The organism is Nonomuraea sp. NPDC050202, assembly GCF_040656115.1.
GTDB lineage: Bacteria > Actinomycetota > Actinomycetes > Streptosporangiales > Streptosporangiaceae > Nonomuraea.
The window spans coordinates 77,856-93,668 of record NZ_JBFALF010000041.1; the positions used below are offsets into that span (position 1 = coordinate 77,856).

Annotated in this window: 9 protein-coding genes and 1 pseudogene; 6 read left to right on the forward strand and 4 right to left on the reverse strand. The window is 69.0% G+C overall.

The annotated features are described in order from the left end of the window. Window positions 1-744: 744 nt before the first annotated feature. Genes AB0I79_RS53400 through AB0I79_RS53410 form a run of 3 tightly spaced genes read left to right on the forward strand, consistent with a single transcriptional unit; the run spans window position 745 to window position 6,944 of the window. Complete coding sequence (locus tag AB0I79_RS53400) at window positions 745-3,465, forward strand: beta-L-arabinofuranosidase domain-containing protein (protein WP_357891664.1); 2,721 nt, start codon at window positions 745-747, stop codon at window positions 3,463-3,465. After that, on the forward strand, window positions 3,462-5,474 hold the full coding sequence (locus tag AB0I79_RS53405; protein ID WP_357891667.1) for an RICIN domain-containing protein: 2,013 nt from the start codon (window positions 3,462-3,464) through the stop codon (window positions 5,472-5,474). The genes AB0I79_RS53400 and AB0I79_RS53405 overlap by 4 nt, the downstream gene beginning before the upstream one ends. Before the next feature lie 15 nt (window positions 5,475-5,489). Then, window positions 5,490-6,944: a non-reducing end alpha-L-arabinofuranosidase family hydrolase gene (locus tag AB0I79_RS53410; RefSeq protein WP_357891670.1), complete on the forward strand. Its 1,455-nt coding sequence runs from the start codon at window positions 5,490-5,492 to the stop codon at window positions 6,942-6,944. A gap of 52 nt (window positions 6,945-6,996) precedes the next feature. On the opposite strand, the gene AB0I79_RS53415 is transcribed toward AB0I79_RS53410, so the two are convergent. The 4 genes from AB0I79_RS53415 to AB0I79_RS53430 all read right to left on the reverse strand — a co-directional run bounded on the left by AB0I79_RS53415 (window position 6,997) and on the right by AB0I79_RS53430 (window position 13,052). Then, complete coding sequence (locus tag AB0I79_RS53415; RefSeq protein ID WP_357891673.1) at window positions 6,997-9,915, reverse strand: family 43 glycosylhydrolase; 2,919 nt, start codon at window positions 9,913-9,915, stop codon at window positions 6,997-6,999. 89 nt (window positions 9,916-10,004) lie between these two features. Beyond that, complete coding sequence (locus AB0I79_RS53420) at window positions 10,005-10,835, reverse strand: carbohydrate ABC transporter permease (protein ID WP_357891676.1); 831 nt, start codon at window positions 10,833-10,835, stop codon at window positions 10,005-10,007. After that, window positions 10,832-11,776, reverse strand: a complete 945-nt coding sequence (locus AB0I79_RS53425) for a sugar ABC transporter permease (protein WP_357891679.1) — start codon at window positions 11,774-11,776, stop codon at window positions 10,832-10,834. Before AB0I79_RS53425 ends, AB0I79_RS53420 begins: the two co-directional genes overlap by 4 nt. 1 nt (window position 11,777) lies before the next feature. Next, a complete protein-coding gene (locus AB0I79_RS53430) occupies window positions 11,778-13,052 on the reverse strand; it encodes an extracellular solute-binding protein (protein ID WP_357891682.1) in 1,275 nt (424 codons plus the stop codon). A 209-nt stretch (window positions 13,053-13,261) separates the two neighbouring features. Here AB0I79_RS53430 and AB0I79_RS53435 point away from each other — a divergent pair, with 209 nt between their 5' ends. The 3 genes and pseudogenes from AB0I79_RS53435 to AB0I79_RS53445 form a co-directional block, all read left to right on the forward strand. Further along, window positions 13,262-14,305: a LacI family DNA-binding transcriptional regulator gene (locus tag AB0I79_RS53435; RefSeq protein WP_357891685.1), complete on the forward strand. Its 1,044-nt coding sequence runs from the start codon at window positions 13,262-13,264 to the stop codon at window positions 14,303-14,305. A gap of 229 nt (window positions 14,306-14,534) precedes the next feature. Continuing rightward, a complete protein-coding gene (locus AB0I79_RS53440) occupies window positions 14,535-15,539 on the forward strand; it encodes a LacI family DNA-binding transcriptional regulator (RefSeq protein WP_357891688.1) in 1,005 nt (334 codons plus the stop codon). A 32-nt stretch (window positions 15,540-15,571) separates the two neighbouring features. Beyond that, window positions 15,572-15,813: pseudogene (locus AB0I79_RS53445) on the forward strand (LacI family transcriptional regulator); the annotation flags it as partial.

Consider the following 15,813-nt stretch of genomic DNA (forward strand, 5'->3'; position numbering starts at 1 on the left):
GGTACCGGCACGCTTCGTCGGGAGCGCTTCCGCCCGGCCACTGACCACGCACCGGTCTCCGGGGCAGCGGAAGGTGCTCGTGAACGTCGTCGTCTCGTTCTGTCGGGGTGAGCACAGACGCGTTCGGTGGGTGTTCTCCGCCGCGTCACGGACCGCGGATCTCTGCAGGAAGGTAAAGCCCTGACTGCGGCCCGTCAACCATGCCCGGGCAGAAACTTAACCCCTCATCCGTCGCAAATTACCCCATTGCCATCTGGTAACTTCTGTGAAACTTTCACAAGCACGAGCAGTGCGGCGTGATCTTCGTGGAGGCGAAACTCCAGGCGGGGAGGCGTTCCGACGGCAACGCCCGAGCCGGCGAGGGGTGCGCCTCGTTGACGCCGGACCGGACCGTCGGATGTACTCCGCCACAGCGCGCCCAACGGAGTGGGCCACACAGCTCTGCATGATTGGTTGTTAGCGCTAACAAGTTGGATGGCCCGTCTGCGATCCAGTGAAGGAGCCCAGGATGTCCCCTCTCATCCCCGGCGACGGCACACTCGTCGCGACCGGCGCCCGCGCTGTTCGGCCCTGCCGGACGGTCCGCGGAAGGCCTCCGGGCCCGACCGACGGGATGTTAACGCTAACACGCACACTGGCGGCGTCTCCTCCCCGGCCGCCCTGACCGGCGAGCCGGAGACCTGACCCGGTGAACACGTGACCGGCGGCGGCCGGTCACCACCCCCCATCCCCAAGGAGTTCCGCATGTCCTTGAGCCGTCGTCAGCTCTTGCAGGCCGCGGGCGCGACCGCCGCGCTCTCGGTCGCCGGCCAGGTGGCCGGCGCGTCTCCCGCGCTGGCCGCACTCCCCTGGGCCAGATCCGACATCGGCGTCTCGGCCTACGAGTTCGATCTCGGCCAGGTCCGGCTGACCTCCGGTCGCCTGCTGGACAACCAGAACCGCACCCTCAGCTACCTGCGCTTCGTCGATGTCGACCGGCTCCTCTACGTCTTCCGGGCCAACCACCGGCTCTCTACCGGCGGCGCGGCGGCCAACGGCGGCTGGGACGCACCCAGCTTCCCGTTCCGGTCGCACATGCAGGGCCACTTCCTGACGGCGTGGGCGCAGGCCTACGCCGTGCTCGGCGACACCACCTGCCGCGACAAGGCCGCCTACATGGTGGCCGAGCTGGCCAGGTGCCAGGCGAACAACGGCGCCGCCGGATTCACCGGCGGCTACCTGTCCGGTTTCCCCGAGTCGGACATCACGGCCGTGGAGAACCGCACCCTGAGCAACGGCAACGTGCCGTACTACTGCATCCACAAGACCCTCGCCGGGCTGCTGGACGTCTGGCGGCTGATCGGCAACACCCAGGCCAGGACCGTGCTGCTGGCCCTGGCCGGATGGGTGGACACCCGCACCTCGCGGCTCAGCTCCAGCCAGATGCAGGCCATGCTCGGCACCGAGTTCGGCGGCATGAACGCCGTGCTGACGGACCTGTACCAGATGACGGGCGACGCCCGCTGGCTGGCCACGGCCCGCAGGTTCGACCACGCGGCCGTGTTCGACCCGCTGGCCGCGGGCCAGGACCGGCTCAACGGGTTGCACGCCAACACGCAGGTGCCCAAGTGGATCGGGGCGGCCCGGGAGTACAAGGCGACGGGCACGACCCGCTACCGCGACATAGCCGCCAACGCCTGGTCCATCACCGTCGGCGCGCACACGTACGTGAACGGCTCCAACAGCCAGGCCGAGCACTTCCGCGCCCCCGACGCGATCGCCGCCCACCTGACCAGGGACACCGGCGAAGCCTGCAACACCTACAACATGCTCAAGCTGACCCGGGAGCTGTGGCTGCTGTCGCCGTCGCGGGCCGACTACTTCGACTACTACGAGAACGCCCTGCTCAACCACCTGATCGGGCAGCAGAACCCGGCCGACGCCCGCGGGCACGTCACCTACTTCACCCCGCTCAACCCGGGCGGGCGGCGGGGTGTCGGCCCGGCCTGGGGCGGAGGCACCTGGAGCACCGACTACAACTCCTTCTGGTGCTGCCAGGGCACCGGGATCGAGACCAACACCAAGCTGATGGACTCGATCTACTTCCACAACGGCACCACGCTGTTCGTGAACCTGTTCGTGCCCTCCACGCTCGACTGGAGCCAGCGCGGCATCACCGTCACCCAGACCACCTCCTACCCGGTCGGCGACACCACGTCCTTACAGGTCACCGGCAACGTGGGCGGATCGTGGACGATACGCATCCGCATCCCGGCCTGGACCCAGGGCGCGACGATCAGCGTCAACGGAGCCCAGCAGGACATCGCCGCCACGCCGGGCACCTACGCCGACCTCACCCGGACGTGGGCGCCGGGCGACACCGTGACCGTGCGGCTGCCCATGCGGGTGGTCATGAAGGCCGCCAACGACAACCCCGGCGTGCAGGCCGTCACCTACGGCCCTGTCGTGCTGTCGGGCGACTACGGCAACACCGCCCTCTCGTCGGCCCCCGCCCTGGTCCCTTCCTCGATCGCCCGGACCAGCACCTCCTCGCTGACCTTCACGGCCACGGCCAACGGGGCGCAGGTGCGGCTGGCGCCGTTCTACGACGCCCACGACCACAACTACGTCGTCTACTGGAACACCGGTGGCGGCACCGGCACGGCGAGCTTCCGGCTGGTCAACGCGGCCAGCGGGCTGGCCCTCGGCATCCAGAACATGTCCACCGCCGACGGCGGCCTGGCCCTGCAGTGGACCGACAACGGCACCGCCGACCACGACTGGGTCCCGGTCACCGACGGCGGCGCCCTGCGCTTCCGCAACGTGCACAGCGGCAAGGTGCTCGGGGTCGAGAACATGTCGACCGCCGACAACGCCCGGGTGCTCCAGTGGGGCGACACCGGCACCGCCGACCACCGCTGGACGGTCACCGACGCCGGCGACGGCTCCGTCAAGATCCGCAACGTGCACAGCTCCAAGCTGCTCGGCATCCAGAACGGCTCGACGGCCAACGGCGCCCAGGTCGTCCAGGACTCCGACAACGGCAGCCCGGACAACCAGTGGCGGTTCGTGCCGAACGGCGCGCGGCGCCTCCAGAACGTCGGCACCGGGATGGTGCTCGGCGTCACCGGCATGTCCACGGCCGACGGCGCGCTCGTCGTGCAGTGGGGCGACACCGGCACGGCCGACCACCTGTGGACGGCGATCGTCGACACGGGCGGCTACCTGCGGCTGCGCAACTCCCACAGCCAGAAGGTGCTGGGCGTGGAGAACATGGGCACCGCTGCCGGGACGCGCGTCGTGCAGTGGGCCGACAACGGCACCGCCGACCACCGCTGGCGGCTGCGTTACGGGTCGGGTGCCGCCTTCCGCATCCAGTGCGCCGGCGGCGGCCGGGTCCTCGGCCTGGCCGGCGTGTCGCAGGGCGCGCAGGTCGTGCTCGCCGACGACAACGGCACGAACAACAACCTCTGGAGGTTCCTGTGAGGCGCCTGCTCGCGGTTCTGTCGTCCCTGCTTCTCGTGGGCGTGTTCCTCACGCCCCAGGCGTCGGCCGCGACGGTCGACACGAACGCCTGGTACGTCCTGGTCAACCGCAACAGCGGCAAGGCGCTGGACGTCTACAACCTGTCCACCGCCGACGGCGGCCGCATCACCCAGTGGACCCGTAACAACGGCAACCAGCAGCAGTGGCAGTTCGTCGACTCCGGCGGCGGCTACTACCGCATCAAGTCCCGCCACTCCGGCAAGGTCCTGGACGTCTACAACTTCTCCACCGCCAACGGCGCCGGCATCGTCCAGTGGGCCGACGGCAACGGCACCAACCAGCAGTGGCGGCTGGCCGACAGCTCGGACGGCCACGTGCGGTTCATCTCCCGCCACAGCAACAAGGCCCTCGAAGTGCAGGGCGCCGCCACCGCCGACGGCGCCAACATCGTCCAGTACGACGACTGGGGCGGCAACAACCAGCAGTGGCAGCTCGTCCGCGTGGACGGCGGCGGCAGCGGCTACACCAACCCGGTCGTCTGGCAGGACTTCGCCGACGGCGACATCATCCGGGTCGGCGACGCCTACTACTACTCGGCCTCGACCATGCACTACTCGCCGGGCGCGCCGATCCTTCGCTCCTACAACCTCGTGGACTGGGAGTACGCCGGCCACTCGGTTCCCAGGCTCGACTTCGGCTCGGGCGCCTACGACCTCAACGGCGGCCGGGCGTACGTGAAGGGCATCTGGGCCTCGACCCTGAACCACCGGCCCAGCAACAACACGTACTACTGGATCGGCTGCGTCGAGTTCAACCGGACCTACGTCTACACCGCCTCCGCCGTGGACGGCACGTGGACCAAGCGCTCGCAGATCAACAACTGCTACTACGACGCCGGCCTGCTGGTCGACACCGACGACACCATGTACGTCGCCTACGGCAACGGCACCATCAGCGTCGCCCAGCTCTCGGCCGACGGGCTCAGCCAGGTGCGCGCCCAGCAGGTGTTCCAGACCCCGAGCAGCGTCGGCACCCTGGAGGGCGCCCGCTTCTACAAGCGGAACGGCTACTACTACATCTGGCTGACCCGCCCCGCCAACGGCCAGTACGTGCTCCGCTCCACCTCGCCGTGGGGCCCGTACGAGATGCGCCAGGTCCTGCTGAACATGCCCGGCCCCATCTCCGGCGGCGGCGTCCCCCACCAGGGCGGGCTCGTCCAGACGCAGAACGGCGACTGGTACTACATGTCGTTCGTCGACGCCTACCCCGGCGGCCGGGTCCCGGCGCTCGCGCCGATCACCTGGAGCGGCGACTGGCCCACCGTGCAGACCGTCAACGGCGGCTGGGGGGTCACCTACCCGAAGCCGAACATCCAGACCAGCCGCACCGTGGCGTCCATGATCGGCCCCGACACCTTCACCTCGGGCAGCCTCGGCCACCGCTGGGAGTGGAACCACAACCCCGACACCAGCCGCTTCTCCACCGGCAACGGCCTGCGCCTGCAGACCGCGACCGTCACCGGCGACCTCTACAACGCCCGCAACACGCTGACCCACCGCATCCAGGGCCCGTCGTCCACGGCGACGATCGAACTCGACTATTCGCAGATGAGCGACGGCGACCGCGCCGGGCTGGCCATGCTGCGCGACCAGTCGGCCTGGATCGGCGTCAAGCGCGACAACGGCGTCAGCCGGGTCGTGATGACGAACGGCCTGACCATGAACAGCTCGTGGCAGACCACCGGCACCGGCACCGAGGCGGCGAGCGCGGCCGTCTCGGGCGGCCGGATCTGGTTGCGGGTCAGCGCCGACATCCGGCCGGGGTCCGGCAGGCAGGCCCGCTTCTCCTACAGCACCGACGGCAGCACGTTCGTGAGTCTCGGCCCGGCCTTCACGTTGAACAACGCCTGGCAGTTCTTCATGGGCTACCGCTTCGGGATCTTCAACTACGCCACCCAGTCCCTCGGCGGCGCGGTCACCGTACGCCGCTTCGACCTCACCACCCCCTGACAGAAAGGAACAGACGTGACATTCAACCCCCTGTCCGTCCTCGCGACGGTGGCCACCTTACTGGCGAGCCTGTTCATCGCCCTGCAGACCCAGCCCGCCAACGCGGCCACCGTCGACACCAACGCCTGGTACGTCCTGGTCAACCGCAACAGCGGCAAGGCCCTGGACGTCTACAACCTCGCCACCAGCGACGGCGCCCGCATCACCCAGTGGGCCAGGAACAACCAGAACCAGCAGCAGTGGCAGTTCGTCGACTCCGGCGGCGGCTACTACCGCATCAAGTCGCGCCACTCCGGCAAGGTGCTCGACGTGCACAACTTCTCCACCGCCAACGGCGGCGCGATCGTGCAGTGGAGCGACACCAACGGCACCAACCAGCAGTGGCGGCTGGCCGACAGCTCGGACGGCCACGTGCGGTTCATCTCCCGGCACAGCAACAAGGCCCTGGAGGTCCAGGGCGCCTCCACCGCCGACGGCGCCAACATCGTCCAGTACGACGACTGGGGCGGCAACAACCAGCAGTGGCAGCTCGTCCGCGTGGACGGCGGCGGCAACCCCGGCGAGTGCGATCTTCCCTCCACCTACCGCTGGACCTCGACAGGCCCCCTCGCCACCCCCAAGGCGGGCTGGGTCTCCCTCAAGGACTTCACCGTCGCCCCCTACAACGGCCGGCACCTCGTCTACGCCACCACGCACGACACGGGCACGAGGTGGGGCTCGATGAACTTCAGCCTCTTCACCAACTGGTCCGAAATGGCCACGGCCAGCCAGAACACGATGTCGAACTCCACTGTCGCGCCCACGCTGTTCTACTTCGCACCCAAGAACATCTGGGTACTCGCCTACCAGTGGGGCGGCACCGCCTTCTCCTACCGCACCTCCAGCGACCCCACCAACCCCAACGGCTGGTCCGCGCAGCAGGTGCTCTTCTCCGGCAGCATCTCCGGCTCCGGCACAGGCCCCATCGACCAGACCCTCATCGGTGACGGCACCAACATGTACCTGTTCTTCGCCGGCGACAACGGGAAGATCTACCGGGCCAGCATGCCCATCGGCAACTTCCCCGGCAGCTTCGGCAGCAACTCCACGGTGATCATGAGCGACACCACGAACAACCTGTTCGAAGCCGTCCAGGTCTACAAGCTTCAGGGCCAGAACAAGTACCTCATGATCGTCGAAGCGATCGGCTCCCAGGGCCGCTACTTCCGCTCGTTCACCGCCACCAGCCTCAACGGCTCGTGGACTCCCCAGGCCGCCACCGAGGGCAACCCCTTCGCCGGCAAGGCCAACAGCGGCGCCACCTGGACCAACGACATCAGCCACGGTGAACTGATCCGCACCAGCGCCGACCAGAGCATGACCGTCGACCCCTGCAACCTGCAGCTCCTCTACCAGGGACGCAGCCCCAACTCCGGCGGTGACTACGGCCTCCTGCCCTACCGGCCGGGCCTGCTGACACTGCAGCGCTGATGGTCAGGGGCGGCCCGGACCACCGGGCCGCCCTCCCGTCAGAGGAGAGGAGTCAACGGCAGGAGCGGGCGGCGTACGGCGCGACCAGCGACGCCCGCACCGGCTTGCCGTGCACGAGCGCGGTCACGGTCACCGTCACCTCGCCGGCCGGCACGCTCGCCGCCCGGGCCGGGAACGACCGGGACTTCTGCTCGCCGGCCGGGATCGTCCCGAGCGGCTTCGTCCCGTGGGGCGAGCTCGCCCACGCCGACACGTGGGTCCGCTCGTTGTTGGTCACGCGAACCGTCAAGGTCACCTTGCCGCCCGTGCAGCGGGCCTCCGCCTGGGCGGACACCTCGATCGACGGCGCGGCGGCCTTGAGCGTGGCGAGCCGGGCGAGCTGCCGGCTGAGCGCGCGTTCCGGCGCGTCGATCTGGTTCTGGGTGCCGAAGGCGCCGGCCCGCGCGGCCTTCGCGGCGGCGAGCGCGGCGCGCATCGCCGCCCAGGCGTCCTTCGGGTAGTCGCGCTTGTCGAGAGTGCCGGCATGGGCGATGGCCGCGTCGAGGCCGGTCGTGTCGAGCGGGCGGCCCTGCGCGGTCAGCGTGTCGCTGATCAGGTAGTGGTCGAAGTCGACGTGCCCGCCCCGCTCCTGGGTGGCGTAGCTGAACAGGCCGACGCGGTGGCCCATGAAGTGCGCGAGGCTGCCGTCGAGGCTCTGCGGGCCGACGCGTCCGCCGAGCCGGGTCCAGTGGAGACCGTCGAGGCTGTAGGAGAACGCGGTCCACAACTGTCCGGGCGGTGAGGCGAAGTCGAGGTCCGCCTTCACGTGCACCTCCGTCACGTCTTCCAGAGCCACGGTCGTGCCCGGCAGGAAGCTCTCGAGGGCGGCCTGGTCGAGGTCGGCCGCGAACGGCTGCACGCGGTTGACGACGCCGAGCGTGCTGACGCCGCCCGCGCGCCTGACCGCGATGTAGGAGAAGCCGCGGTTGTAGGCGGCCAGGCCCGCGACATCGCCATCCTTCATACCGGAGATGTCCATCTTCGTCTCGACGGACTGCCGCGGCCCGAACGTACGCTGCGACAGCGTGTTGCGGGCCTCCTCGAACCAGGCCAGCTCGGGCCGGTCGGCGAGCTTGGTGTGGCGGTACGCGCCGGTGACCACCTTGCCGTTGGTCAGCCGCAGCCATCCGTCCCGGGCGGTGAGCGACCAGTAGCGGTTGTCGGGGGCGTGGTTCCACTGCCACACCGGGTCGAGCCGGGAGCCGTTGGCAGCGAGCTCCTCCTGCGCCGGGTACTCCGCCGTCACCGGCTGCCCGACGATCGACACGTCGTCGATCAGGTACTCCACGGTGGATGACGGCGGCTGCGGGCTGCCCCACGGCGTCTCCACCGCGAACCTGAACGCCTCCGGGTTCGCCGTCTCCGGCACGGTGTACTGGCCGGCCACCGTCGTCCACTGGCCGGACGGGACCTCCTTCGAGGCCATCACCTGGACGCCCGCGCCCCAGTCGGCGACGAGGTTGAACCGCACGCCGGCCGGGCCGGAGGTGTACTTGATCTTCGCTGACACGGTGTAGGTCACGCCGCGCTGCATCTTCCCGGCCAGGAGCTGGTTCGGGCTGGAGCCGTTGAGCGTGCGTCCGCTCACCTTCAGCGCCGAACTGCCCGCGGCGGGATCGGTGGTGTCCCGGCCGAGGGTGGCGCCGTACTGCGCGCCCCACGGTGCGACCGTCTCGGCTTCGAAGCCCGGGTTGTCCAGGAGTTCGACGCCGATGAGTGTCTCGTCCACGTCGGGCGGCTCGGGGATCGTCCACTTCTCGTCCATGTACGCCTTGTGCGGGGCGTCGTTGGCGAAGTCGTCCGAGGCGACGATGCTCTTCTGGCGTTCGAGCGTCTCCTCCGCCTGGCCGAGCTTGATCGGCTTGCCGAACAGGCCGTCCACCGGCACGGCCCCGTTGTCGCCGAAGGTCGGCCAGCCGTCCTGCCAGGTGGCGGGGATGAGCGCCGGGATGCGGCCGATCGGGAACGTGTCGCGGAAGAACATGCCGTACCAGTCCGTCCGGCCGCCCCCACGCGCGATGGGTACGAGGCTGCCCTGAGCGAAGCCGTTGGAGTTGAGCACCCCGCGCGCCTCGTAGGTGTTCACCCCGCCCGCCGACGTGTAGCGGCCCAGCAGCTCGTTCGAGCGGAGCATGACGACCTGGCGACCTTGCCCCGGCGGCCAGGTGATGATGACCGCGTAGTAGTAACCGTCGATGTGGTAGAACTGGGCGCCCTCGAACAGGCCGCCGATGAAGGGCCTGCCGGCGTAGTCGCTCGCCCGGAAGATGTTCGGGTGGTCCTGCTCGATGGCGGTCAGGCCGGCGTCGAGGCGGACGGCGCTCGTGCCTCCGGAGCCGTAGAAGATGTACGGCGTGCCGTCGGTGTCGAAGAAGAGCGACGGGTCGTGCAGGCTCCGGCCGAGCGACGTTCGCTGCCAGGCGCCGTTCTCGATGTCGTCGGTGCGGTAGACGTAGGCGCCGCCGAGGTTGTTGGTGTTGAAGACGACGTAGAACATGCCGTCGTGGTGGCGCAGGGAGGACGCCCACTGGCCCTGGCCGTACGACGACTGGCCGTTGCGCAGCGAGAAGGCGTCGCCGATGCTCGCGCGGTCGAAGACGTAGTTGACGATCTCCCAGTTCACCAGGTCGTAGGACTTCATGATCGGCGCACCCGGGCTGAGGTGCATCGTCGTGCTGATCATGTAGTAGACGTCCCTGCCCTCGTCGTTCTCGGCGGCCGGGACTCGCTCCACGCTGATGTCCGGCACGTCGGAGCGCAGGAGCGGCACGGAGTACGTGCCGTCCCCCTGGTCGGTCGAGGTGGAGGAGGGCTTCGGCGTCCATGGCGTGGCGGCCTCCGCCACACTCCCCGTGGACACCAGAGCTGTGCTCAACAACACCGCTGCCACTCCCCCCGACCCGGCTGCGGACAGGTGGCTGAACTTGGGCATGACGACGCTCCAGAAACGAGAATGAGGCAATTGTTAGCGTTAACATCACGGGCCGCGGGCACGAGCACCCAGCTCACGGGTGCGCGGGATCAGCCCTTGAAGGCGCCGTCCATGATCCCGGCGACCATGCGCCTGCCAACGAAGACGAACAGCACGATCAGCGGCAGGGTGGCCAGGAACGAGCCGGACATGGCCAGGCCGAGGTCCACCGTGTAGCTGTTCTGCAGCGCCTTGATGGCGATCTGCGCGGTGTACATCTCGGGCGACTTCAGCACGATGAACGGCCACAGGAAGTCGTTCCAGGCGGTGACGAACCCGAGCAGCCCCAGCACGAACGCGGCCGGCCGCACCAGCGGGAACGCGATCCGCCAGAAGATCTGCCAGGTGCCGGCCCCGTCGATGCGGGCGGCCTGCAGGATCTCGTCGCTGATCGTGGTGGCCAGGTGCTGGCGCATCCAGAAGATGCCGAACGCGCTGGCCAGCCCCGGCACGATGAGCGCCTGCAGGGTGTCCACCCACCCCAGCGACGAGATGATCATGTATTGCGGGATGACGGCGAGCTGGGTCGGCACGGTCATGGTCAGCACGACGACGAGGAACAGCGCGTTGCGGCCGCGGAAGCGCAGCTTGGCGAAGGCGAACCCGGCCAGCGAGCACAACACGGCGTGCCCCACGCCGATCGTGCCGGCCACGACGAGGCTGTTGACGATCGAGCGGACGAACGGCACGGTCGAGAAGACCAGCCCGGCCAGGTGGAAGAAGTTCCCGCCGGGAACGACCTCCGGCGGCAGCCTGGTGGCGGTCGCCGTGTCGGTCGTGGCCACCACGAACATCCAGTACAGCGGGAACACGCAGGCCAGCGTGGCCACCGCGAGCAGCAGGTAGGTCCACCAGCGGACCCGGTCGGCCTTCTTCATCATCGCTCCGGGCGGATACGGGCGGACAGGACGTAGTTGAGCGCCGCGATGGCGATGATCAGCACGAACAGCGCCACGCCGATGGCCGCGCCGTAGCCGAACTGGAACCGGCCGAAGCCCTGCTCGTACAGGAAGAGCGTGAGCGTCTGGCACTGCCGCACCGGCCCGCAGGTCAGCGGCGCGGAACGGGAGACGAGCAGCGGTTCGGTGAAGATCTGCAGGCCGCCGATCGTGGAGGTGACCACGGTGAACACGATGACCGGGCGCAGCGACGGGATGGAGATGTGCCGGAACTGCTTCCACGCGCCGGCGCCGTCCACCGCGGCGGCCTCGTAGATCGTGCGGGGCACGGCCTGCAGCGAGGCCAGATAGAGCAGGGTGGTGTAGCCGAACCAGCGCCAGGTCACCATCACGGCGATCATCACGTGACTCCCCCACCCCGACTGCAGGAAGTCGATCGGCCCCACGCCGGCGAGTCCGAGCAGCCAGTTGAGCAGGCCGTAGTCACGGTCGAACATCTGGGCGAAGACGATCGTGGTGGCCGCCACCGACGTGATGTACGGCACCAGCATCGACATGCGGAAGAACACCGCCAGCCGGAGCCGGGCGTGGTTGAGCAGGTGCGCCAGCACCAGCGCGATCAGCAGTTGCGGCACGGTGGACAGCAGCCAGATGCTGATCGTGTTCCAGGCCGCGTTCCAGAAGCGGGTGTCGCCGAGCAGCCGGGTGAAGTTGTCGAAGCCGATGAAGACGTGCTCGCCGATCGGGTTCCAGTCGAACAGCGCGACGTAGAAGGTGAACAGCAGCGGGACGAGCCCGAAGACCGCGAAGAGGAGGAAGAACGGGGCGATGTAGGCGTACGGGGCCACCCGCTCGGCCAGGCTCTGCCGCACCCGCGCCTCGGCCTCGGGCATGACCCGCGACGGGCTGAGCGTCGTGGTCACGTCACTTGCCGATCGCGGTCTTGATGTTGGCCAGCGCCGCGTCCCACGCCTTGGCGGGATCGCCCTTGCCCTGCTCGACGTTCGTGATGGCGTTCAGGAACTCCTGGCCGATGGCGGAGCTGTCCGGCCCGATGAGGAACGGCTTGAGCCCGAGCAGCGAGTCGGTGTAGATCTTCCCGGTGGGCGCGTCGGAGAAGAAGGGGTCCTTCAGGCCGGTGAGCTTGGGATCCTGGTAGACCGACGGCGTGGTGGGCAGCGCGCCGGAGTCGGCGAAGTGGTCGAGCTGGCCTTGCGGCGACTGCGTCTTGGAGATGTAGTCCCAGGCCGCCTTCGGGTTGGCCGCGCCCTTGGGGATTGCCAGGTAGCTGCCGCCCCAGTTGCCGGAGCCGCCCGGGATCGTGGCGATGTCCCACTTGCCCTTGGTGCCGGGGGCGTTGTCACGGATGGAGCCGAGCATCCACGACGGCGCGGAGACCACGGCGAAGTCGCCCTTGCCCATCCCCACGCTCCAGCCCTCCTCGAAGGAGTCCTGCTTGGCGGTGATCCCGGCCTGCACGGTCTTGATCGCCAGGTCGAAGGCCGTCCTGACCTGCGGGCTGGTGGCGTAGACGACGTTGCCCGAAGGGTCGTAGTACTTCTGCGGGCCCTGGTTGACGGCCTGGTAGAACACGCTGGTGGCGGCGTTGTCGACGAACGCCTTGCCGGTGGCGGCGGTGTACTTCTTGCCGGTCTCGATGAAGGCGTCCCAGGTCGGCCAGAGCTTGCTCACCTCCTCGCGGTCGGTGGGCAGCCCGGCCTCCTTGAACAGGTCGGTCCGGTAGGCCACGGCCATGCCTCCCACGTCGGTGGGGATGCCGATGATCTCGCCGCTCTTGGCCGTGGACTGGCTGATCACCCAGTCGAGGTAGTCGCCCTTGATCTTGTCGGCGCCGTACTGCCGCAGGTCCTGGAAGTTCTGCGGCTGCTGGACGAACTTCGGCAGGTCGTCGCCCTGGATGAGCACCAGATCGGGCACCTTGCCCCCGGCCAGCGCCGTGGTCAGCGCCTGTGCGGTCTCCACCGAGGTGCCCACTTCGGTGAGCTTCACCTCAACGCCCGGGTTGGCCTTCTGGTAGTCCTCGACGGACTTCTTCTGGTTGATGCCGGTGAACGACCAGAACTCGAACGACTTGCCGTCGCCTGACGGCTGCGCCGATCCACCGCCTCCGCAGGCGGCGGCGGTGGTGAGGACGAGCGCTGCAGCGAGCACGATCGGTGCGGTTGTACGGAGCTTCACAGGTGATCTCTTCCTGAGCCGTGCGGCCCATGGACGGGGGGTCATGCTGCGCTCCTTCGGAAATACGCGCAGCTCAGAAACTTTCGGAAACAGTCACGATCGTTAATGCGGGACCATACGTGCGGGCTCCGAAATTCGTCAAGAACTTGCTCGCAAGAACACCGAAACGTGAGCGAGGTGGCGCCGAAACTGCTCGTTAGAATTCCGCCATGAGCACGGCCGATGGCTCGCCCGACGACGGCGCCACCAAGTCCCAGCCGTTGACCATCGCGCAGCTCGCGGAGCTGGCCCGAGTCTCCACCGCCACGGTGTCGAAGGTCGTCAACGGCCGCGCCGAGGTCGGGCCCGAGACCCGCGCCCTCATCGAGCGGCTCATCCGCGAGCACGGCTACCGGCCGCAACGGCGCCGCGCGACCTCCGCATCCCTGGTCGAGCTGGTCTTCCACGCGCTGGAAGGCGAATATCCCACCGAGATCGCCAAGGGGGTCGAGCAGGTGACGCGCGAGCACCGGCTGGCCGTGGTGCTGTCGCAGCTGCAGCACCGCGACACCCCGGGCAAGGGTTGGATCGAGGGCGTGCTGAGCCGCCGTCCCATCGGTGTGATCTCGGTGTTCTCCAGCTTGACCGAGGCGCAGCGCGAGCAGCTCGCGACCCGCGGCATCCCCCTCGTCCTGCTCGATCCGAGGGGTGATCCCGCCCCCGCGGTTCCCTCGGTGGGCGCGAGCAACTGGAACGGCGGGCTGATGGCGACGCGCCACCTGCTCGGCCTCGGGCACCGGCGCATCGCCGCCATCGCCGGGCCCGACTACGCCCTGGCCAGCCGGGCCCGGCTGGACGGATTCCGCACCGCCCTCGACATGGCCGGCGTCCGCGTCGACCCGGAGCTGATCGGCCGGGGCGATTTCCTCGTCGAGGGCGGCCTGGCCGAGGCCGAGCGGCTGCTGCGGCTGCCCTGCCCGCCGACGGCCATCTTCACCTGCAACGACGGCCAGGCCTCCGGCGTCTACCGCGCCGCCTACCGGCTCGGCCTGCGCGTCCCCGACGACGTGAGCGTGGTGGGCTTCGACGACCTGCCCGCGGTCCGGTGGATGAACCCGCCCCTGACCACGGTCCGCCAGCCGCTCACCGAGATGGCCTCCGCCGCCACCGAGATGCTGCTCAAGCTGGCGCGGGGCGAGTTCCCGACCCGGCATCGCGTGGAACTCGGCACCGAACTGATCATCCGGGAGAGCACCGCGCCGACGCAAGGCTGACGAAAGTTAATCGAGTTTTGCCCGAAAACAATCCTTGACAGCCTTCGGCGCGGCGACCTAGCGTGGCGCCCACCACGGCCGCGAACCGCACTCGCGATGTTAACGCTAACAGCCGTGCGACGCCGAGGAGCCCCCCACTCATGAAGCGATCCGCCCTGCTCTCAGCACCCACAACCCTCCGCCGGAAGGGGACGCATTGGGGCCACCTGCCGAGCGCCACCTGCCGGTCATGGCTGATGTGGCCAAACTCGCCGGCGTGTCGCACCAGACCGTCTCGCGGGTGCTCAACGACCATCCGAAGGTCCGGGAGGAGACGCGCGCGCGTGTCCTGCACGCCATCGACGTCCTCGGCTACCGCCGCAACCTGACCGCGCGGGCGCTGGTCACCCGGCGCTCGCACCGGCTCGGGGTGGTCAGCTTCGACACCACGCTGTACGGCCCGGCCAGCACCGTCTACGGCATCGAACAGGCCACCAGGGCGGCCGGCTACTTCGTCAGCATCATGAGCCTGCGCACCATCGACCGGGCGGGGGTCAACGAGGCCATCGGCCACCTGGCCGAGCAGGGGGTGGACGGCGTGGTCGTGGTCGCGCCGCAACGCGCTGCGGCGCAGGCCCTCGCCGACCTGCCCGCGGGGCTGCCGGCGGTGGCGGTCGAGGGCCGGCACGGAGGCGACGTGTCCGTGGTCAGCGTGGACCAGGTCGAAGGCGCCCGGCAGGCGACCGCCTACCTGCTCGGCCTCGGTCACGAAACCGTCTGGCACGTCAGCGGACCGGACGACTGGCTGGAGGCGGAGGGACGGCGCGAGGGCTGGCGCGCCGCTCTGTCGGTCGCCGGCCGGGCGATCCCCGAGCCGCTGACGGGCGACTGGACCCCCAGATCCGGATACCGGGCCGGCAAGATCCTGGCCGGCCGTGTCGCCGAGGTCACCGCGGTGTTCGTGGCCAACGACCAGATGGCGCTCGGCCTGCTGCGGGCGTTCTCGGAGGCCGGTGTCAAGGTGCCCGAGCAGGTGAGCGTGGTGGGCTTCGACGACATCCCGGAAGCGGCGTACTTCACCCCTGCGCTGACCACGGTCCGGCAGGACTTCGGCGAGGTCGGCCGGCTCAGCATCGGCCTGCTGCTCAAGCAGATCGAGCCGGCCGAGCCGTTCGGCCACGAGCACCTGATCGTGCCTCCTCAGCTCATCGCCCGCGACAGCACCGACAGGGCGAGAACCGCTCTGCTTCATTGATCGATTTCACCAACAGGACAAGGAAGGTCGTCATGTCGAAGAGAATGTCAGCGCTCATCCTGATCGCGGCCGGAGCGTTGTTAACCGCAGGCTGCGGCAGCAGCGGCGGCGGCGGCGCCACCAGCGCAGGTACGGACGGCGGTGCCGACTCGATCACCATGGGCTTCTCCCAGGTCGGTGCGGAGAGCGGCTGGCGGACCGCGAACACCAAGTCCGTGCAGGACTCGGCGAAGAACGCGGGCATCACGCTCAAGTTCTCCGACGCCCAGCAGAA

What these genes read in the sequence shown, in the direction of transcription:
- AB0I79_RS53400 (WP_357891664.1), top strand. Translation starts at nt 745, where the DNA reads ATGTCCTTGAGCCGTCGTCAGCTCTTGCAGGCCGCGGGCGCGACCGCC.
- AB0I79_RS53415 (WP_357891673.1), bottom strand. Translation starts at nt 9,915, where the DNA reads ATGCCCAAGTTCAGCCACCTGTCCGCAGCCGGGTCGGGGGGAGTGGCA.
- AB0I79_RS53420 (WP_357891676.1), bottom strand. Translation starts at nt 10,835, where the DNA reads ATGATGAAGAAGGCCGACCGGGTCCGCTGGTGGACCTACCTGCTGCTC.
- AB0I79_RS53435 (WP_357891685.1), top strand. Translation starts at nt 13,262, where the DNA reads ATGAGCACGGCCGATGGCTCGCCCGACGACGGCGCCACCAAGTCCCAG.
- AB0I79_RS53440 (WP_357891688.1), top strand. Translation starts at nt 14,535, where the DNA reads ATGGCTGATGTGGCCAAACTCGCCGGCGTGTCGCACCAGACCGTCTCG.